Raw genomic sequence first — 19,119 nt, 5'->3', positions numbered from 1 at the left:
AGCGCCTGTTCACAGCGGCAAGGTCGGCACCGCGTGCAGCAGGGTTCGGGTGTACGGGTGCTGTGGATCGTCGAGAACGTGTGCCGTCGAACCGGATTCGACGACCGCGCCGTCCTTCAGCACCAGCAACTCGTCGCACAACTGCTGGACGACACCGATATCGTGCGACACCAGGATCAGGGACAGACCGAACCGGGCCGCCAGATCGCGGACCAGGTCGATGATCTGGGCCCGCACCGAGGCGTCCAGCGCCGAGAAGGGTTCGTCGCCGACGAGAATCCGGGGCTGCGGGGCCAGCGCGCGGGCGATCGCGATCCGCTGCCGCTGGCCCCCGGAGAACTCGTGCGGATACCGTTGCGCCGCATCGACTTCCAGGCCGACAGCGATGAGCAGTTCGGCGACCCGGGCGTCGTGGTCTCCTGGGATGCGCAGACATTCCAGGGGTTCGGCGATCGAATCGCGCACGGTGCTGCGCGGATCCAGCGAATCGAGCGGGTCCTGGAGGACCACCTGCACGTCCCGGCGGAACCAGCGCAGATCGCGACCGGCCACGGTCCGCCCCCGGTAGCGGACCGTCCCCGCGTCGGCGGCCTCCAGCGCCAGCAGCAGTCGCAGCAATGTCGACTTCCCGGAACCGGATTCGCCGACGATGCCCAACCGGCCACCGTCCCGCAGCACCAGATCGACGTCCCGCACCGCGTGCCGCACCGGCGGACGTTCTCGTAACGTCCGGCGCGGCAGCCGATAGCTGCGGGTCAGCCCGGCCGCCGCCAGCACGGGGGCCACATCCGTCTCACTCGCCATCGTGGTCCTCCCCACTGCTCGGCGCCGGCCGGCCGGTCCCGTCCGAGTCATCGGCATCCGGCGGAGCCGCGTCCGACCCGGCGACGTCGGGCGGCGGAACCCGTTCGGTGGTAGTGGCCTGGGTGGCGGCGGGATCCGCGTCGAGCCGAGCGGGCGGGGCCGGGTGGCGGAAGGAGGCGGCGCGGGCCAGGTCCAGCAGGGTGCGGGTGTACGGATGGCGCGGGTTGTGCAGGATCTCTTCCAGGCGGCCGTCTTCCAGCACACGGCCGTTGCCCAGCACCAGGACCCGCTGCACCACCTGGGCCAGCACGGCGAGATCGTGGGTGACGAACAGCAGCGCCGTGCCCTGCTCGGCGACGAGATCGGCCAGCAGTGCCAGGATCTCGGCCTGCACGGTCACATCCAGTGCGGTGGTCGGCTCGTCTGCCAGCAGGAGCGCGGGCCGAGAGGCGACGGCCATCGCGATCCCCACCCGCTGGCGTTGACCGCCGGACAGCTGGTGTGGATAGGCGTGCACCAGCAGCTCCGGATCGGGTAGCCCGACCTTGCCCGCCAGCGAAACCGCCTCGGCCAGCGCCTGTTTGCGGGACAGGCCGCGATGCAGCCGCAGCGGCTCGGCGATCTGCTTACCCACCCGCATCAGGGGATTCAGCGCCGACAACGGTTCCTGGAACACCATCGCGATCCGGTTCCCCCGAATCTTCGACAACTCCCGATCGCTACGGCCGAGCAGTTCGCCGCCGTCGAGACGAACACTGCCGGACACCTCGGCCCCGTCCGGCAGCAGACCCGCAACAGCCAAGGCCGTCAACGTCTTTCCCGATCCGGACTCGCCGATCAGACCCAGGCGCTGCCCGGCGTCGAGTTCGAATCCGACCCCGTCGACCACCGCGCGGCCACCGATGCGGACGGTCAGGTCCGCGACCTCGAGCAGCGTCATGCGGTCCCCCTGATGCCGTTGGCCGCCACGCCACCGTCGCGCGGCACCACCGTGATCCCCTGTCGCAGCCGAGGATCGGTGGCGTCGCGCAGGGCGTCGCCGAGCAGGTTGAGGCCCAGGACGGTCAGCGCGACGGCCAGGCCCGGCCACACCACGAGTAGCGGGCGGGCCGAGATGTACGCCTGTTGTTCGTGCAGCAGCCCGCCCCAGGACGGCGTCGACGGGGAGCTGCCGTAGCCGAGATAGGTGAGCGCGGCCTCGGTGAGTACCGATACCGCCATCACCAGCGACAGCTGGACGATGAGAGTCGGAGCGATATTGGGCAGCACATGTTTTCGCACGATTCGCGGGGTCGACGCACCGGCCGCGCGTGCCGCCAGCACGAAGTCCGCCGCCAGTACCCGGGCGATCTCACCGCGCGACACCCGTGCCACCGCGACACCGGCGCTGATCCCGATCGCGGCCAGCACCGTGCCGAGCGAGGCCCCGTAGACCGCGGCCAGCACCATGGCCAGCAGCAGGGCCGGGAAGGCGATCATCAGATCGATGGCCTGTACCACCACCGCACCGAGCCGACGTGGCGCCAGCACGGCCGCGGTACCCAGCAGCACCCCGACCACTGCCGCGATCACCGCCGAACCCACTGCCACGACCAGGGTTTCGCGGCTGCCGGCCAGCAGTTCGCTGAACTGGTCGCGGCCCACCCGGTCGGTGCCGAGGACGTGGCCACGCTGAAAGGGCAACAGCCAGGCGGCATGTGGGTCGGTGGTCTGCGGGTCGAACGGCGTCCACCACACGGCGATCAGCGCGGCCAGCACGAGAACGACCACCACCGCCAGCCCGAACACCCCGGCCGGTCGGCGCAGCAGCGCGCGCAGCACCGTGCGCACCGCGCGGCCGCGCCGCCGCCACGCCGATCGATGCGGCCGGAATGCGGCGCGGCTCATCGAGCACCCGCCGTGCGCGGGTCGATCAGCCGGTGTGCGATGTCGACCAGGAATCCGATCGCCAGGATGGCCGCGACCAGCAGCAGCATCTCACCCTGTACCTTCACCAGATCGCGATTGCCGACATCGGTGACCAGCATGTTGCCGATGCCGGGGAGGGTGAACACGGTCTCCACCACCACTCCCCCGACCAGCAGCGTCGCGATCTGGATACCGAGGATCGAGACCACCGGCAGGGCCGCGTTTCGGAAACCGTGCCGCAGCAACGCCTGTCCGCGCGTCAGCCCCTTGGCGCGGGCGGTGCGCAGGAAATCGGCGTGCAGGACGCCGAGGACGGCCGAGCGCACGAACCGCAGCAGCACCGCACCCTCGGTGAGGCCCAGCGCCAGGCAGGGCAGCACCAGACTGCGGACCGCCTGGCCCGGCTGGTCCCAGCCGTCCACCGGAAAGCCCTGTGCGGGAAGCCATTTCAGCTCGACCGCGAACACCGTGATCAGCAGCAGGGCCAGCCACAGACCGGGAACGGCGATACCCAGCTGCGACAGCGCCGACAGCGCGCCGCCCGCGACGGTGCGGCTGCGCACCGCCGCCCAGGTCCCCAGCGGCAGCGCCAGACTCAGCGAGATCGTGATCGCGCCGATCACCAGCGGCCCGGAAACCTGGAGTTTGCGGCCGAGTTCGGCGCTCACGGAGGCGCCGTTGAGTTGCGAGTGCCCGAAATCGCCGTGCAGCACACCACCGATCCAGGACAGGTACTGCACCGGCAGCGGCCGATCCAGCCCCAGTTGTGCCCGCAGCGCGGCCAGTTGGGCCGGGGTGTAGTTGATGCCGCCGATCGTGGTGGCCACATCGCCGGGCAGCAGCCGCAGCAACGCGAACACCACGATGCTGGCCACCGCCAGCGACACCACCAGCAGCCCGGTGCGGCGCAGGAGGAACAGGGTCACCGCGGCAGTATCGCCTCTCCGTCGTCAGTTTCCAACGCTCACCGGCCGACCGCGAGCCCGCTCAGGTTGTACCGGTTGCTGGTCTCGGCCTGCGGCACCCCGTAGACGCCGGTGCGCACCACGGTGGTGGTCTGCACCAGCAGCAGCCAGTCGGTGGCGGCGTCCTGGGAGATCTGCCGTGCCACGTTCTTCAGCAGGGTGTCGCGCTCGGCGTCGGAGCCGGCCGTGCGGGCCTGGGCGTACCACTGCTGCACCTGCTTGTTGTCGTAGCCGAAGTAGTAGGTGGGCTTGGTGTAGTTGTCGATGTCGTGCGCCTCGGCGTGATCGACCAGGCTGAGCTGGAAGTCCTTGTTGGTGTACACCTTCTGCAACCAGGTCTGGAACTCCACCTGCCGCACGGTCAGGGTCACCCCCACCTTCTTCAGGTCCGACACCAGCAGGTCGGTGATCGACGGCGGGTAGATGTCGGGCACGTCCAGGGTCAGGGGCAGCCCGTTGCCGAAACCCGCCGCCGCCAGCAGCTTCTTGGCGTTGTCCGGGTTGTAGGCGTCGATCGCGGTGAGGTCCTCGTACCAGGGGTCCTGTGGCGGCACATCACTGCCGATGACGGTGCCGGCGCCGTAGGTCGAGACCGCCGCCTTCTTGTCGATGGCCTGCCGGATCGCATGCCGGACATCGGGATTGGTGAACGGCGCCTGGTTCCCGTTGAACGCCAGCACGAACTTGTCGGTGGTGGTGCCCTGCAACACCGTGAACTTGCCGTTGCCGGTGAACGGTTGCAGCAGGGTGGGATCGGCGGCCACCTGGATATCGGTCTGGCCGGTCGACTCGGCGTTGTTCGCCGCGTTGGGATCCTTGATGTAGTGGAACACCACCTTGGCGACCTTCGGCTTCACCCCGGCGTAGGCGTCGTTGCGCTCCAGCGTGATCGACGAGCCACGGTTCCACTGGGTGAGCCGGAACGGCCCGGATCCGTTCTCCGTCCCGTCCAGGGTGGCGAAGTCGGTGCCCTGCTTGTAGACGATGCCGCCGCGCCCGGCCAGCGTCCACAGCAGCTGGGTGTCGCGCTGTTTCAGGGTGATCCGGACGGTCGCCGGATCAGGATCGGTGACGTCGGCGACCGAGGTGAAGTTGGCCGCGCGCACCGACTTCGAGCCCGGTGCGAGCTGCTGCCGCAGCGACCACACCGCGTCGGCGGCGGTCAGCGCGGAGCCGTCGTGGAACTTCGCGCCCGGCGCCAGGTGGAGGGTGTAGGTCAGGCCGTCCGGCGACTCGTCCCACGAACTCGCCAGCGCGGGCACGATCTTGTCCTTCGCGGCGGTGTCGATGCTCAGCAGGCTCTGATACACGTTGTCCAGCAACAACTGTTCCACAGCGGTCCCGGCGGTGCCGAAGATGTCGAGGCTGGTCGGTTCCAGGGTCAGCCGGATGTTCACCGTGGCGGCGGTGTCGAGCTTGTCGTCCGGCGGGGTCGCCGCCTGGGTGGCCGACGCGGTGGCGCCGGGGCCGGTGTCGCCGCCGGTACCGCAGGCGGCGAGCGTCCCGGCGGCGAGCAGCGCGAGGGCAGCCACCAGCACCGGAATCCGGTGTGCGCGTGTCATTGTGGATCCTTTACAGGTGCTCGTCGATGAAGGCCACCACGGTGCGGTAGACCTCGTCGCGGTCGATTTCGTTGAGGATGTTGTGCCGATCCTCCGGGAAGATCGCGGCGCGGGCATCCGGTAGCGCCGCCACCGCCTGCCGGACCCCGGCGACCGGCGCCATGTCGTCGTCCTCGCCGTGCACGAACAGCACCGGCAGCGTGAGCCGCTCCAGCGCCGCCGGGATGCGCGGCGCCGCCGCCCCCAGCGCGCCGAGCGTCTCCCAGCGCAGTCCGCCCTGCCAGGTCAGCGGATCCTCGCGAAGTTGCCGCGCGTAGACCGGATTTCGCACCATCTCGCTCGGATCGCGGCGCAGCTCCCAGGGATCGGTGCCCTCGGACAGGACTTTCAGCACCCAGCTGTCGCCCGCGGCGATCAGCGACGAACCGGCCAGCACCAGCGCCGTTGCGGGAACACCGTGCTCGGCGACCAGCAGCGTCGACACCAGCGCACCCAGCGAGTGCCCGGCCACCACCAGCGGCAGCTCCGGATGCGCCGCGCGTGCCAGCCCGACCAGGGTGGCCGCGTCGGCGATCAGGTCGTCGACCGAGGTGATCAATACCCGCTCGCCGGCGCTGTGCCCGTGCCCGGCGTGATCGGCGGCCCAGACGGCGATTCCGGCCTGCTGCAACGCCGCCGCGAACGGCTCGTAACTGCCGATGTGTTCGCCGAGCCCGTGGAAGAACACCACCAGGGCCCGTGGTCGCGGTGGCACCCACCGTTCGTAGTGGATCGTTCCGGCCACGCCCGCGAATTCAGCCACCCAGTCCCTCTTCCAGATCCGCGATCAAATCGTCCACGCCTTCCAGGCCCACCGACAGTCGCACCAGGCCGGGGGTCACCCCGCTGTCGAGCTGCTGCCGCGCATCCAGTTGCGCGTGCGTGGTCGACGCCGGATGGATCACCAGGCTGCGCACGTCACCGATGTTGGCGAGGTGGCTGAACAGCCGCAACCGGTCCACCAGCGCCCGGCCCGCGTCCAGTCCGCCGGCCAGCTCGAAGGCCAGCACCCCGCCGGCGCCGTGCGGCAGATAGCGTTTCGCGGCGTCGTGCCAGCGGCTCGACGGCAGCCCGGCGTAGTGCACCTGTGCCACCTCCGGCCGCGCGGCCAGCCATTCGGCGATCGCCTGTGCGTTCGCACTGTGCCGGGCCACCCGCAGCGACAGCGTCTCCAGCCCGTGCAGCAGCAGGAAACTGTTGAACGGCGACACCGCCGGGCCCAGATCGCGAACCAGCTTGGTACGCAACCGGGTCAGATAGCCGAGCGCGCCGAAATCCTCGGCGAACACCAGGCCGTGATAGCTGGGGTCGGGGGTGTTCAGCTGCGGCCAGCGCTGCGGTTCGGCGCGGAAATCGAAACCGCCGCCGTCGATCACGGCGCCACCGATGGCGGTGCCGTGCCCGGACAGGAATTTCGTGGTCGAGTGCACGACGATGTCGGCGCCGTGCTCCAGCGGCCGCAGCAGATACGGTGTGGGAACGGTGTTGTCGACCACCAGCGGAATTCCGGCCGCGTGCGCGACATCCCCGACCGCGGCCAGGTCGAGGACGTTGCCGAGCGGATTGCCCACGGTTTCGGCGAACAGCGCCTTGGTGTTCGGGCGGATCGCCGCCCGCCACTGCGCGAGATCGTCCGGATCGCCGACGAAGTCGACGGTGATGCCGAGATCGGCGAAGGTGTAGGCGAGCAGGTTGTAGGTGCCGCCGTACAGGGTGGCGGCCGCGACGAGGTGGTCACCGGCCCGCGCGATGGTCAGCAGCGCCAGCGACACCGCCGCCTGCCCGCTGGCCACCGCCACCGCGCCCGCGCCGCCCTCCAGCGCCGCCAGCCGCGCCTCCGCGACGGCGGTGGTCGGGTTCGACACCCGTGTGTAGGCATGGGTTTCCAGGTCACGCAGAGCGAAGGTCCGCGCCGCGTGGTCGGCGTCGTGGAAGACGTACGAGGTGGTCTGGTAGACGGGCGTCGCGCGCGCACCCGTCACCGGATCAGGTTGTGCCCCACTGTGGATCTGCCGCGTCTCGAAGGACCAGTCCTCGGTCACCCCTGGGTCTCCAGCACATCGGACCACCAGCGCCGCGCCACCGCCGGATGCGAACGCAGCCAGCCGATCAGCGCGTTCTCCCCGTAACGGGCCAGCAGTGGATTGCCGGCCTCGTCGCTGACACCGCGGCTGCGGGCCGCCAGTTCCGGTGGGAGCGTGAGTGGTTCGACGATCGCGTCCAGCCGCGGGCCGAGGAAGAACGGCACCGAGTAGCGATCCACGCCCGGCGGCGGGCTGACCACCCGGTGCCGGGTCGCGATCAGATAACCGCCGGTGGCGATCTCCAGCATCTCGCCGATGTTGAACACGAAACTGCCGGGGACCGGCACCGCGTCGATCCAGCCGTCCGGACCCTGCACCTGGAGGCCGCCGACCTCGTCCTGTTGCAGCAGCGCCAGATAGCCGTAGTCCTTGTGCGCGCCCACACCCTGATCGGCCTCATCGGATTCGCGGCCGGGATAGTGGATGATCTTCACGTGGGTCGACGCCTCCGCGTCGAACCATTCGTCGAAATAGCCCTCGTCCTGGCCGAGTGCGACGGACAGGGCGCGCAGCACCTCCCGGCTCACCCGCAGCGCCTCCGCCTGCCAGGCCAGGGTCGTCTCCCGCAGCCGGGGCAGCTGCGCGGGCCACTGGTTGGGACCGATCAGCCGGGTCCAGGCCGGCGCGCCCGGGACCGGGGCCACCACGTCGCGTTCGGGCCCGATATCGATCTGTTCCCGGCGGTCCGGCGCGCCGGCGGTGTATTCGTGCCCGGTGCTGGTGTACCCGCGGAACTGTGGCGAGTGGATGTTCTCGATCTCCCGCCGCCGTGCCGCCGGCAGCGCGAAGAACTGCCGCGCCACGTCGAAGATCCCGCTGGTCAGCTCCTCGGACACGCCGTGGCCCACGACATAGAAGAAGCCGACCTCGTGCGCGGCGTGCCGCAGGTCGGCGAGGAAGACCGCCCGGTCGGCGGCGGGCCCCCGGAATCGCGAGATATCGATCAACGGCAAGCGGGCGGTCACCCTTCCGGATAGTAGGCCCACCGGGTTACGGTCGGCCCCCTTTGATTCACGGTGAGTCGATTCACACCGCGCGAACCCGCCGGGCACGGCGGGTTCGCGCGGGTGGATTCAGGTGATCAGGTCAGCGTCCGCCGGAAGGTGGTCGCGATCACCAGGGTGAGCGCCCCGACCACCGCCGAGCCGATGAAGGCCGTGGTGACGCCGACGGTCAGCACATGCTGCGCCGAGCCGGTCGCGTGCCGGGCCGCGGTACCGAACACGGTGACCAGGATGGCCAAGCCGAGCGCGGAACCGGTCTGCTGCAATGTCTGCAACGCACCGCCGGCCGCACCGGCCTCGGCGGGCGGCACATTCGACATGATGATCACGTTCAGCGGTGCGAAGGCCGTGCCGATTCCGATGCCGATGACCGTCGTCGCCACGAATATCAGTGGGAAATAAGCGGTGCCGGTGCCGAGGAAGGTCAGCAGCACCAACGCGGCGGTCATCAGGACGGTACCGGTCATGGTCATCACCTTCGGCCCCAGCCGGGGCAGCAGCCGCGGGATCAGCCGCACCATCGCGAACATCGTGACCGCGGTCGGCAGGAACGCGAAACCGGTTGTCAGCGAGTTCATTCCACGTACCTCCTGGAGGTACTGGGTGAGGAAGAAGAACATCGACATGCCCGCCATCGGCCCGAGGAAGAAATTGGTGTAGGCGGCCGCGCGGTTGCGGTCGGCGAACAGGTGCAGCGGCAGCAACGGTTGCGGCGTACGGAATTCGATCGCCACGAACGCGGCGATCAGCACCGCACCGGCGGCCAGCGAGATGTCGGTGACCGCCGCCGACCAGCCGTGCGCGGCGGCGCCGATGAATCCGTAGACCAGCGCTGCGACGCCGGCGGTGGCGGTGACGGCGCCGGGCAGATCCAGCCGGGCGGGGTGCCGCGCGGTGTCCGGCAGGTAGCGCAGCCCCGACATCAGCACCGCCACACCGATCGGCACGTTGATGAACAGGACGGATCGCCAGCCGAACCATTGGGTGAGCAGGCCGCCCACGATCAGGCCGATCGCGAATCCGGCGCTGCCGATCGTGGAAAACCATGCCAGCGCCCGGATTCGGGCCTTCGGCTCGCTGAAGGTGGTGGTCAGGATGGCCAGTGTGTTCGGCCCGGCGAGGGCCCCGCCGATGCCCTGCACCACCCGGGCGACCAGCAGCCAGGCCGCCGACGGCGCGAGGCCGCCACCGAGCGAGGCCAGTGTGAACAGGGCGATGCCGATCAGGAACAATCGTCGCCGGCCGAACAGATCACCGGCCCGGCCGCCGAGCAACAGCAGCCCGCCGAAGGCCAGCGTGTAGGAGTTCATCACCCAGGACAGGCCCGTCGCACTGAAGTGCATGTCGGACCGGATACGCGGCAGGGCCACGTTCATGACGGTGATGTCGAGCATGATCATCAGCTGACCGCTGAGCAGCGTGGTCAGTACGACACCCGGCCGGATTTGCCCGAATCTGGCCCGAACCGGCGCGTCGTTGGACACAGTAGTGGTAGTAGACAAGGATGCTCCATCGGCGAGGAACTAAGCGGAGAGACTCTCCGCTTCCGATGGAGATAGCATAAGGAGAAAGCCTCCGCTTACGCAAGTCTAAGCGGAGACTCTGTCCGTTTCCAGTGGAGGGTTCGTGGACGCACCGTCTCCAGTACGGCCGATGCGTGCCGACGCGCGCCGAAATTACGAGCGCATCATCGAATGCGCCCGCCAGGCATTCACCGAGCACGGCCCCGACGCGCCGCTGGACGACATCGCGCGCCGCGCCTGCGTCGGCGCCGGAACCCTCTACCGCCACTTCCCCAATCGCGACGCACTCATCGAGGCCGTCTACCGCGCCCGCATCGAGCACCTGGCCGGCCTCGCCTACGAACTGGCCGAGACCATGGAACCCATGGCGGCCCTGGAACAATGGCTGCGCGATCAGGTCGCCTACGTGCTGTCCGAGCACAGCCTGGCGCTGACCCTGAAGTCCTCGATGGACCAGACCTCGGAAACCTTCACCATGTGCCGCACCATGATGACCGACGCCGCGGCCGCCCTGCTGACCCCGGCCCAGCAAGCCGGCCTGGTCCGCGCCGACCTGGAACCCCACGACCTGATCCGCCTCGGCCACGGCATCGCCACCGCCTGCGAAACGGCCCCCGACGTGGCCCCCCGCCTGCTGTCGGTCGCGGTGAACGGCCTGCGTCCGGTCCAGGAGTGAACGGCCGAGGCGGCGAACGGCCCACGCCCGACCCGAGAATGATCCGGACCAGCCCGGGGTGAACGAACCGCGCAGAGTTCGAGGTCCACCGATCCGGCAGTGGCCCTGGACGCTCGGTCCCGGCCGCCTCGACACTGAATTCATGCAGCCCCTCGCCCCCGGCGAATTCGCCACCGACGCCCTGTATCTCAACACCGCCAGTTACGGTCTGCCACCTGCCCGGGGCCTGGCCGCGGTGCGCGCGATCACCGACGACTGGGCGGCCGGGCGCGCGGCCCCGAACGCCCACGACGACCTGGTGGATTCGGCACGCGCGGCCTTCGCCCGCCTGCTGACCGGCGCGACTCCCGACGACGTGGCGATCGGCAGCACCGTGGCCGCCCTGATCGGACCGGTCGCCGCAGCCCTGCCGACCGGCGCCGAAGTCCTGGTCCCCACAGGCGATTTCGCGTCGGTGACCGGCCCGTTCCACCACCGCCGCGACCTGAACGTCCGCACGGTCCCCCTGGACGACCTCGCCGCATCGGTACGCTCGGAGACCGCGCTCGTGGCGGCGAGCCTGGTCCAATCGGCCGACGGCCGCATCCTGGACCTCGCCGAATTGCGCACGGCGACAACAGCTCACCACACCCGCCTGCTGCTGGATGCCAGCCAGGCCGCGGGCTGGCTACCCTTGAACTTCGACGACGCCGACTACTGGGTCTGCGCCACCTTCAAATGGCTGCTCGGCGCCCGCAGCGTCACCTTCTTCGCCGCCGCCCCCGCGGCCGCAGCAGCCCTGCACCCGCTCGCCCCCGGCTGGTACGCCGCCGCCGACAGATGGTCGGAAATGTATGCCCCCCAACGCCTCGCCCCCACCACGCGGCGCTTCGACGACACCCCCGACTGGCTCGGCGTCGCCGCCACCCTGGCCGGCCTGGAACTGGTGGACCACCTCACCGTCGACACCATCCGTGCCCACGACCTGACCCTGGCCGACCGCTTCCGCACCGGCCTGACCGACCTGGGCCTCCCTCCGATCCCCGCCCCCGGTTCGCCCATCGTCACCGTCCCCGGTGCCGCTCACCTGGCCCCCGCCCTCGCGCCCGCGGGCATCGTCGCCACCGCACGAAACGGCAATCTGCGCTTCTCCTTCCACCTCTACAACACCACCGCCGACGTCGACCACACCCTGAAAACCCTGGCCGCCGCCTGACCCTCACTCCCCGTACGGATCCTCGAGCGTCACCGGTGTCCGCGCGATCTCCAGCACCTCCTCCGGAAAACGAGGACCCGCCACATAGAACCGGGCCCGTGTCCGCCCGACCGGCCCCAGCACCCCCCGCGCGGTCAGCTCACGCAGATCACGTTGCGCCTGTTGCAGACTCAGCGCCTCACTCTGCTCGTACCGGCTGCGCCGCACCCGCCCGGACATCGCCACATCGTGTAGCGCCGAAACCAACCGTTCGTCGAGCCCGGCACCGAACACGAACGCACCCAGCGCGTTCCACACCCGGCCCGACCGCACGAAGCGCGCGTGCACGGTCTGCGCCTGCTGGTGATAGGCGATCAGATTGAACCGAATCCAGTCCGAGACATCCTGATCCGGCCGGTAGCGGGGACCTCGCCGACCGAGCACCTGGTAGTACTCCCAGGTGTTACCGGGCCGGCCGAGCCATGCCTCGATGGACGAGAACTCCGGTGCAAGAACACCTTCCCGGGCGATCATCAGCGTCTGCAACGAGCGGGACATCCGGCCGTTGCCGTCTGCCCACGGATGGATCGACACCAGATGCAGGTGGGCCATCGCTGCCCGGATCAGCGGATGGGAGCCGTCGTCGGTGTTGAGCCACTCGACCAGCTCGGCCATCAGGTCCGGTACGGACTCCACGTCGGGGGCGGTGTACGCCGCGATACTCGGGTCACGAGCGTCGGTGACGTAGACGGGGCCGGGCCGCCAGCGGCCCGCCGGTGTGCGCTCGGTGTGCCGATGCCCCTGCAACATCCAGTGCAGGGCGTTCAGCAGCGCCTTGCCGTAGTCGAAATCGGCGACGGCGTGCAGGGTTTGGATGTAGGTCATCATCTGCTGATAGGCCAGCGTCTCCGCGCGGTCCTCGTCCGAGACGTCGACATCACGCTCACCCGACATCAAATCCTCGACATCGACGGTGGAGACCTTGAATCCCTCGATCGAATTGGAGGCCGCGACCGCGTCCGCCGTCAGGAACTTGCGCAGCCCGCCCGCCCACTTGGCGGGCCTGCCCTGCAATTGATGACGCAGGTCATCGCGCATACGGTCCACTTCGGACAGCACACGGTCGTCGGCCGCTGTCAGCGCGGGCATCGGGAAGAGCATCCATCGATAATACTATGACGTGATCATTACGTCATACCCTGACGCACCCTGGTCCCTGATCCGGCCGGTGCCGTTTCCGGTGGTACGCGTCTCAGCCGAACCGCTTCTCGAAGCAGTGCGACAGCGGCAGGACCTCGTAGGGCGGGAAGTGGGGAATGTGCTGGTAGCCGTTGCGTTCGTAGAAGCGGACGGCCTCGGGCTGGAGGTGGCCGGTTTGCAGGATCAGGCGGGGCAGGGCGAGGGTGCGGGCGGTGGCCTCGGCGGCTTCCAGCAGGGCGGTGGCGGCGCGGGAGCCGCGGTACTGCGGGCGCACGAACATGCGCTTGAGCTCCAGATCGCCGGCATTCCAGCGGACGGCGGCGTGACCGGCGGGGCCGCCGGCGTAGGCGACGTAGGTGCGGACCACGGTCTCGGGGTCGACGTGGTTGGGGTTGATCGGCAGTTCCCGCATCAGGCTGCGGTAGCGGGGGCTCACCTCGACGGCCATCTCGTCGCGCAGCACGACCGCGTCGGGATGGTCCCAGTCCACTTCGAGCACGGTGGGGTGCAGGTCGGTGGGCACACTCGTCATGGCCGCGACGGTAGCCGAACATCGGCGGCGCGAGCAGGGTTGCGCTCGAGCAGATCCGGAAGGCGCCCGGCCGCGCCGGGTGGACGCGGCCGGGCGGGTGGATCAGCCGGGGAACCGAGCCTGTTCGGTGGCGAGGGTGACCCAGCGGGTGTTGGAGAACGCCTCGATGCCCCAGCGGCCGCCGAAGCGGCCGTAGCCGGAGCCCTTGAAACCCCCGAAGGGAGCCTGGGGTTCGTCGCCCACGGACTGGTCGTTGATGTGGACGATGCCGGTGCGCAGCCTGCGGGCCACCTTCAGCCCGTGCGTGCCGTTCTCGGTGATGACGCCCGCGGACAGGCCGTTCTCGGTGTCGTTGGCCATCGCGATCGCCTCCTCGTCGGTGGCGAAGGTCTCGACCACCGACACCGGGCCGAAGATCTCGGCGCGGAAGATCTCCGCGGTGGCAGGCACATTCGTGAGCACGGTGGCGGGGTGCAGGGCGCCGGTCGGCTCGCCGCCACCGGCGACCACGGTCGCGCCCTTACCGACGGCGTCGGCCACCAGCGCCGAGACCCGCTGGGCGGCAGCGGTGTTCACCAGCGGGCCGACCACGGTCGCGGGGTCCTCGGGGCCGCCGGTGGGCAGATTCGACACCACCGCGGCCAGTTCGGCGGTGAACTGCGCGGCCAGCGATTCGTGCACCAGGATGCGGTCGGCCGACATACAGATCTGGCCGGAGTTGGCGAAGGTCGCGAAAACCGCGGCCCGGACCGCGTAGCCGACGTCGGCGTCGGCGAGGACCAGCACCGAGTTCTTCCCGCCCAGCTCCAGCACGGCAGGCTTGAGATGTTGTGCGGCAAGGGTTCCCACGATCCGGCCGACCTCGGTGGAACCGGTGAAGTTCACCGCCCGCACCCGCTCGTCGGCGATCAGCGCCGCCACCACCGCGGGGCCGTCGGCGGGATCGTTGGTGACGACGTTCAGCACCCCGGCGGGCAGTCCGGCCTCGCGCAGCACATCGGCGACGAACAGGCCACTGGACAGCGGGGCCGCCTCACTCGGCTTGAGCACCACCGTATTTCCGGCCGCCAGCGGCGCGGCGACCGCCCGTGCGGACAGGATCAGCGGCGCGTTCCAGGGCGCGATGGCGGCGACCACGCCGATCGGCTCGCGCACCGCCAGGCCGAGCACACCCGGCTGCGCAGCGGTCAGCACCTCGCCGCGCGGTGCGGTGATCGCGGCGGCCGCCTCGCGGAACACGTTGGCCGCCAGGCCGACATTGAAATACGCCCAGCCCCGGGCGGCGGCGACCTCACCGGCCATGGTGTCGGCAGCCTCCTCGATCCGCTGCTCCAGCAGATCCGCGGCGGTGAGGAAGATCGCGCGCCGCTCGAACGGGCCCAGCGCCGACCAGGTTTCGAACTCCGCGGCCGCCGCGTCGACGGCGGCCGTCACATCCGCTGCGGCCGCGGCGGCGACCGTGACGAACCGATTTCCCGTGTGCGGGTTCACCACATCGACGGTCCGGCCGGATCGCGCGGGGGTTTCCTTGCCGCCGATCAGCAGCTCACGGATGACGCTCATGACACTTCCTCGAATCTGCTCTGCTCGCAGCACGAGCGCCCGCGGGCCGAACCGATCCCCACGGGCAGCAGCAGGCCACGGTCCTCGGGGCGCCGAACTGTACTCTGTCGGCGAGCATGCCGGGTGTGTGACCCGGGACACCACCGCTGTTCCATTCAATGGACGGAAATTTCCCGAATCAGGCAGGGGCCGGGACCGACGGTGATTGCAGCGCCCGGGAGATGCCCCGGGCCGCGGCGAGTACGGCCGGGAGGATCGACCGGGCCGAGCCGTCGCGGGGCACGATCACCGACAGCGCCGCCACCACCTGATCACCGGAACCCCGCAGCGGGGCGGCGACGGCGGTGGCGAGATCGTCGATGAAACCGTCGCAGTAGGCGTAGCCGATCCGGCGGATCTCGCCGAGCAGCACCCGCAGCGTGCGCGGATCGCTGGGCGTGCGCTCGGTGAACGCCCGCAGCGGCCCGGCCAGGATCGACTCCTGGAAGTCGGCCGGGCTGTGCGCGAGCAGCACCAGGCCCGGCGAGGTGGCGTGCAACGGCATCCGCCCGCCGAATCGGCTGACGTTGCGGACCGCGCCCGGCGCCGACAGCCGATCGACATACAGCACCTCGCGGTGTTGCAGCACCCCGAGTTGCACGTGATGGCCGACCACCGCGTGCAGATCCTCCATGAACGGCATGGCCGCCTCGCGCAGCCCGAGCGTCGGGGACGCCCGCACCGCCAGCTCCCACATCCGCACCCCGATCCGCACCCGGCGGTCGGCATCGCGGCGCAGCCAGCCGTACCCCACCAACTCCCCGATCAGGCGGGACGCGGTCGCCGGCGGCAGCGCGGCGCGGCGGGCCAGTTCGGTGACGGTGATCGCCGGGGTATCGGAATCGAACGCCTCGAAGAGACGCACGACGCGTTCCAGCACCGATTCGCCGCTCGTCGACCTCGCCATACACACAGTTCTACCAGCAGAAACGGCGAAATCAACCCATTCAATGGAACAGCTGTGGTGCGCTGTGATCCGGGTAACGCATGCTCGGGAACCAGAGCCGCCGGATTCCGGCCGCCCCTGTTCCCGATTCGACGAGGAGTCACCCATGCGAACCCGTGTGGCGATCATCGGCGCCGGCCCGGCCGGGCTGCTGCTGGCCCACCTGCTCGATGCCGCGGGCATCGAGTCGGTCTTGATCGAGCGGCAGAGCGCGGACCACGTCGCCGCGCGCATCCGCGCCGGAATCCTGGAATCGGGCAGCGTCGACCTGCTGCGCCGGGCCGGACTCGGCGCCCGGCTGGACCGGGAAGGCATGGAGCATCGCGGAATTCACCTCCAGTGGCCGAACGAGCGGCACCAGCTGGATTTCGTGGACCTGATCGGGCGCTCGGTGTGGGTGTACGGGCAGACCGAGGTCACCAAGGATCTGATGGCCGCCCGCGAGGCGGCGGGTCAGGCGGCGTTCTACGAGGTCTCGGACACGACCCCGCACGAGATCGACGGCGAGCGACCGCATGTCACCTTCACCGACGCCACCGGGCGGCCACAGCGCGTCGACGCCGAGATCGTGGTGGGCTGCGACGGGTACCACGGCCCGAGCAAGCAGGCCGTCCCGGAGGCGTTGCGGCACACCTGGGAACGCAACTACCCGTTCGCCTGGCTGGGCGTGCTCGCCGATGTGGAGCCGTCCACCGACGAACTGATCTACGCCTGGCACCCCGACGGTTTCGCCTTGCACAGCATGCGTTCCCATGCGGTCAGCCGCTTCTATCTCCAGGTCACCCCGGACGAGGACATCGCCGACTGGAGCGACGACCGGATCTGGGACAACCTCGCCACCCGCTTCGCGCTCGACGGCTGGACGCTGAAAACCGGTGTCATCACCGAGAAGAGCGTGCTGCCGATGCGCAGCTTCGTCACCACCCCGCTGCGGCACGGCCGCCTGTTCCTGGCCGGCGACGCCGGCCACATCGTGCCGCCCACCGGCGCCAAGGGCCTGAACCTGGCCATCGCCGACGTCGCCCTGCTGTCGCAGGCGCTCACCGGCTGGCTGCGCGACGGCGACACCGCGCCTGCCGCAGCGTATTCCGACACCGCCCTGCAACGCGTCTGGCGCTGCACCCACTTCTCCTGGTGGATGACCACCATGCTGCACCGTCACGGCGACGACTTCGACGCCCGCCTGCAACTGGACCAGCTCCGCCGCGTCGTCGGATCTCGTTCCGCTGCAACGGAACTCGCCGAGAACTACGCGGGACTGCCGATGCCGGGACCGGCCTGACCGATCGCTACGGCGGCCCGCCGGACGGGTTGCCGGGACGCATTCGCCTTCGGCACCGCCTTCGAACGCGCCCACGGCGCCGGCCCGCTGTCCCATTCGACCGGATTGCGCACCGGTGACTTCGATCCGGGTTCCGGACCCGCCCTGTGTCAAGCTGGGTGGATGAGGCTCGAAGGTGTCGAACTCCGGTGGCTGGAACTGCCACTGCGCCAACCGTTCCGGACCTCCATGGGGCTCGAGCTACGCCGCTGGATCCTGCTGCTGCGGGTGGTGACCCCGGATGCCGAGGGCTGGGGCGAATGCGTCGCGCTGCCCGATCCCGGCTATTCCGCCGAATATCTCGACGGCGCGGCCGATGTCATCCGCCGCTTCCTGCTTCCGGCGCTGGCCGCGCACGGCGACCCGGAACCCGCGGACATCGCGCCGGTGCTGGCCCGGGTCCGCGGCCACCGGATGGCCAAGGCCACCGTCGAGATGGCCCTGCTGGACGCCTGGCTGCGCACCCGGAACCGTTCCTGCGCAACCTATCTCGGCGGCACCCGGAGCTACGTCGCGGCGGGCGTGTCGGTCGGCATCATGGACACGATCCCGGCCCTGCTGGATGCCGTCGCCGGATACGTGGACGAGGGCTACCAGCGAATCAAATTGAAGATCGAACCGGGCTGGGACGTCGAGCCGGTCCTCGCGGTCCGGGAACGCTTCGGCGACGACATCGTGCTCCAGGTCGACGCCAATGCCGCCTACACCCTGGCCGACGCCGACCGCCTGGCCGTACTGGACGAATTCGGGCTCACCATGCTGGAACAGCCCTTCGCCGAGGAGGAGATCCGCGATCACGCGGTACTGGCCCGCCGCCTGAGCACCCCGATCTGCCTCGACGAGTCGATCGTCTCGGCCCGCGCCGCCACCGAGGCGATCGACCTGGGCGCCTGCGCGGTGGTGAACATCAAGCCCGGCCGGGTCGGCGGTCTGCTGGAATCCCTTCGCGTCCACGATGTCTGTGTGAGGGCAGGCATCCCCGCCTGGTGTGGCGGCATGATCGAGACCGGCCTCGGCCAGGCCGCCAACCTGGCGGTGGCGGCCCTGCCCGGCTGCACCCTGCCCGCGGACATCGCACCCTCGAGCCGCTACTTCGACCGCGACATCACCGAACCGATCCGCATGAACGCCGGCTACATCGCCGTCCCCGACGGCCCCGGTCTCGGACTCACTCCCCTGCCCGAGGCGCTGGCGGAGGCCACCACGGGCACGGAATGGATTCCCCTGCGCTGACCGAGCGGTCACGGAAACGATTCCGCCGCAGCAACTCCTGCTGCCAGGTCCACCGACCGGCCGGATCCGGGGTGAGCCACGCATCGGCCGGTCCCGGCCGCAGGCCGTTGACCGGCGTCGGCACGGCCGCCGATAACGCGATCGCGCCCGGCAGCCGAATCCCGGTGCGGCCGGCGGATCAGCCGATGACGGCGTTCATGATGGTGCCCGCGCTGGTGGCGACGATCCCGCCGATCATGGCTCCCGCCACCATCTTCGGTGATTGCGAGCCGCCACCGGTCCACTTCTCCCACGCGAAATGCCCACCGGCGTAAGTGATCGCCAGGATGCCGGACAGGAGGACGAACCAGGTGAAATACCGGACCAGCTTCATCAGCTTGTCGGCCGCCGGTGGAGTCTCGGGAGTGGGATTGCCGACCTGAGCGAGAAGGGTGTCGTGCAGGGCCGCGATGATCATGGCGAGCTCATTTCGCAGTCGTTGGTCTTTACCCGGTTCCTATCGCGAGAATGATAGTGGCGGAAGGCGATTGACTGCCAGCGAACCCG

The 19,119-nt window shown here is 69.8% G+C and carries 18 protein-coding genes; 4 read left to right on the top strand and 14 right to left on the bottom strand.

The genetic code is table 11. The annotated features are described in order from the left end of the window. Positions 1–9: 9 nt before the first annotated feature. The 9 genes from LBW94_RS31795 to LBW94_RS31755 all read right to left on the bottom strand — a co-directional run bounded on the left by LBW94_RS31795 (position 10) and on the right by LBW94_RS31755 (position 9,868). Positions 10–804 (bottom strand): ATP-binding cassette domain-containing protein, encoded by a 795-nt coding sequence (locus tag LBW94_RS31795; protein ID WP_225059312.1) that lies wholly within the window; start codon positions 802–804, stop codon positions 10–12. Beyond that, positions 794–1,744 (bottom strand): ATP-binding cassette domain-containing protein, encoded by a 951-nt coding sequence (locus LBW94_RS31790; RefSeq protein ID WP_225059311.1) that lies wholly within the window; start codon positions 1,742–1,744, stop codon positions 794–796. The genes LBW94_RS31795 and LBW94_RS31790 overlap by 11 nt, the downstream gene beginning before the upstream one ends. Beyond that, positions 1,741–2,691 (bottom strand): ABC transporter permease, encoded by a 951-nt coding sequence (locus LBW94_RS31785; protein WP_225059310.1) that lies wholly within the window; start codon positions 2,689–2,691, stop codon positions 1,741–1,743. The genes LBW94_RS31790 and LBW94_RS31785 overlap by 4 nt, the downstream gene beginning before the upstream one ends. After that, positions 2,688–3,638 (bottom strand): ABC transporter permease, encoded by a 951-nt coding sequence (locus LBW94_RS31780; protein ID WP_225059309.1) that lies wholly within the window; start codon positions 3,636–3,638, stop codon positions 2,688–2,690. The genes LBW94_RS31785 and LBW94_RS31780 overlap by 4 nt, the downstream gene beginning before the upstream one ends. Before the next feature lie 38 nt (positions 3,639–3,676). Then, positions 3,677–5,239, bottom strand: a complete 1,563-nt coding sequence (locus LBW94_RS31775) for an ABC transporter substrate-binding protein (RefSeq protein WP_225059308.1) — start codon at positions 5,237–5,239, stop codon at positions 3,677–3,679. Between the two features lie 10 nt (positions 5,240–5,249). Beyond that, positions 5,250–6,041, bottom strand: a complete 792-nt coding sequence (locus LBW94_RS31770; protein WP_225059307.1) for an alpha/beta fold hydrolase — start codon at positions 6,039–6,041, stop codon at positions 5,250–5,252. Continuing rightward, a complete protein-coding gene (locus LBW94_RS31765; protein WP_225059306.1) occupies positions 6,034–7,320 on the bottom strand; it encodes an O-acetylhomoserine aminocarboxypropyltransferase/cysteine synthase family protein in 1,287 nt (428 codons plus the stop codon). Before LBW94_RS31765 ends, LBW94_RS31770 begins: the two co-directional genes overlap by 8 nt. Beyond that, complete coding sequence (locus LBW94_RS31760; RefSeq protein ID WP_225059305.1) at positions 7,317–8,327, bottom strand: isopenicillin N synthase family dioxygenase; 1,011 nt, start codon at positions 8,325–8,327, stop codon at positions 7,317–7,319. Before LBW94_RS31760 ends, LBW94_RS31765 begins: the two co-directional genes overlap by 4 nt. A gap of 116 nt (positions 8,328–8,443) precedes the next feature. After that, on the bottom strand, positions 8,444–9,868 hold the full coding sequence (locus LBW94_RS31755; RefSeq protein ID WP_225059304.1) for an MFS transporter: 1,425 nt from the start codon (positions 9,866–9,868) through the stop codon (positions 8,444–8,446). Positions 9,869–10,019: 151 nt separating this feature from the next. Between LBW94_RS31755 and LBW94_RS31750 the strand changes: the two genes are divergently transcribed. Continuing rightward, positions 10,020–10,565 carry a TetR/AcrR family transcriptional regulator gene (locus tag LBW94_RS31750; RefSeq protein ID WP_225059303.1) on the top strand — a complete coding sequence of 182 codons (546 nt, stop codon included), beginning with the start codon at positions 10,020–10,022 and terminating at the stop codon, positions 10,563–10,565. Positions 10,566–10,707: 142 nt separating this feature from the next. Next, the gene (locus tag LBW94_RS31745; protein ID WP_225059302.1) at positions 10,708–11,760 is read left to right on the top strand and encodes an aminotransferase class V-fold PLP-dependent enzyme; all 1,053 of its coding nucleotides are present in this window, start codon (positions 10,708–10,710) and stop codon (positions 11,758–11,760) included. 3 nt (positions 11,761–11,763) lie between these two features. Here the strand turns inward: LBW94_RS31745 and LBW94_RS31740 are convergent, their stop codons facing one another. The 4 genes from LBW94_RS31740 to LBW94_RS31725 form a co-directional block, all read right to left on the bottom strand. Next, complete coding sequence (locus LBW94_RS31740; RefSeq protein ID WP_225059301.1) at positions 11,764–12,900, bottom strand: Fic family protein; 1,137 nt, start codon at positions 12,898–12,900, stop codon at positions 11,764–11,766. 91 nt (positions 12,901–12,991) lie between these two features. Continuing rightward, positions 12,992–13,471, bottom strand: coding sequence for a GNAT family N-acetyltransferase (locus LBW94_RS31735; RefSeq protein ID WP_225059300.1), 480 nt, complete (start codon positions 13,469–13,471; stop codon positions 12,992–12,994). A gap of 102 nt (positions 13,472–13,573) precedes the next feature. Then, positions 13,574–15,034 (bottom strand): aldehyde dehydrogenase family protein, encoded by a 1,461-nt coding sequence (locus tag LBW94_RS31730; protein ID WP_225059299.1) that lies wholly within the window; start codon positions 15,032–15,034, stop codon positions 13,574–13,576. A gap of 178 nt (positions 15,035–15,212) precedes the next feature. Then, positions 15,213–15,980, bottom strand: a complete 768-nt coding sequence (locus tag LBW94_RS31725; protein WP_225059298.1) for an IclR family transcriptional regulator — start codon at positions 15,978–15,980, stop codon at positions 15,213–15,215. A 145-nt stretch (positions 15,981–16,125) separates the two neighbouring features. Here LBW94_RS31725 and LBW94_RS31720 point away from each other — a divergent pair, with 145 nt between their 5' ends. After that, positions 16,126–17,301: a 4-hydroxybenzoate 3-monooxygenase gene (locus LBW94_RS31720; protein WP_225059297.1), complete on the top strand. Its 1,176-nt coding sequence runs from the start codon at positions 16,126–16,128 to the stop codon at positions 17,299–17,301. 162 nt (positions 17,302–17,463) lie between these two features. Next, positions 17,464–18,573: an o-succinylbenzoate synthase gene (menC, locus tag LBW94_RS31715; protein WP_225059296.1), complete on the top strand. Its 1,110-nt coding sequence runs from the start codon at positions 17,464–17,466 to the stop codon at positions 18,571–18,573. 178 nt (positions 18,574–18,751) lie between these two features. On the opposite strand, the gene LBW94_RS31710 is transcribed toward menC, so the two are convergent. Beyond that, a complete protein-coding gene (locus LBW94_RS31710) occupies positions 18,752–19,030 on the bottom strand; it encodes a hypothetical protein (RefSeq protein WP_225059295.1) in 279 nt (92 codons plus the stop codon). Between the last annotated feature and the right edge of the window lie 89 nt (positions 19,031–19,119).

The sequence above is a fragment of the Nocardia sp. alder85J genome (assembly GCF_020176955.2).
In the GTDB taxonomy this organism is placed as follows: Bacteria; Actinomycetota; Actinomycetes; order Mycobacteriales; family Mycobacteriaceae; genus Nocardia.
The sequence above is the reverse complement of the archived record's forward strand: the minus strand, read 5'-3'. Positions and strand labels throughout refer to the sequence as shown.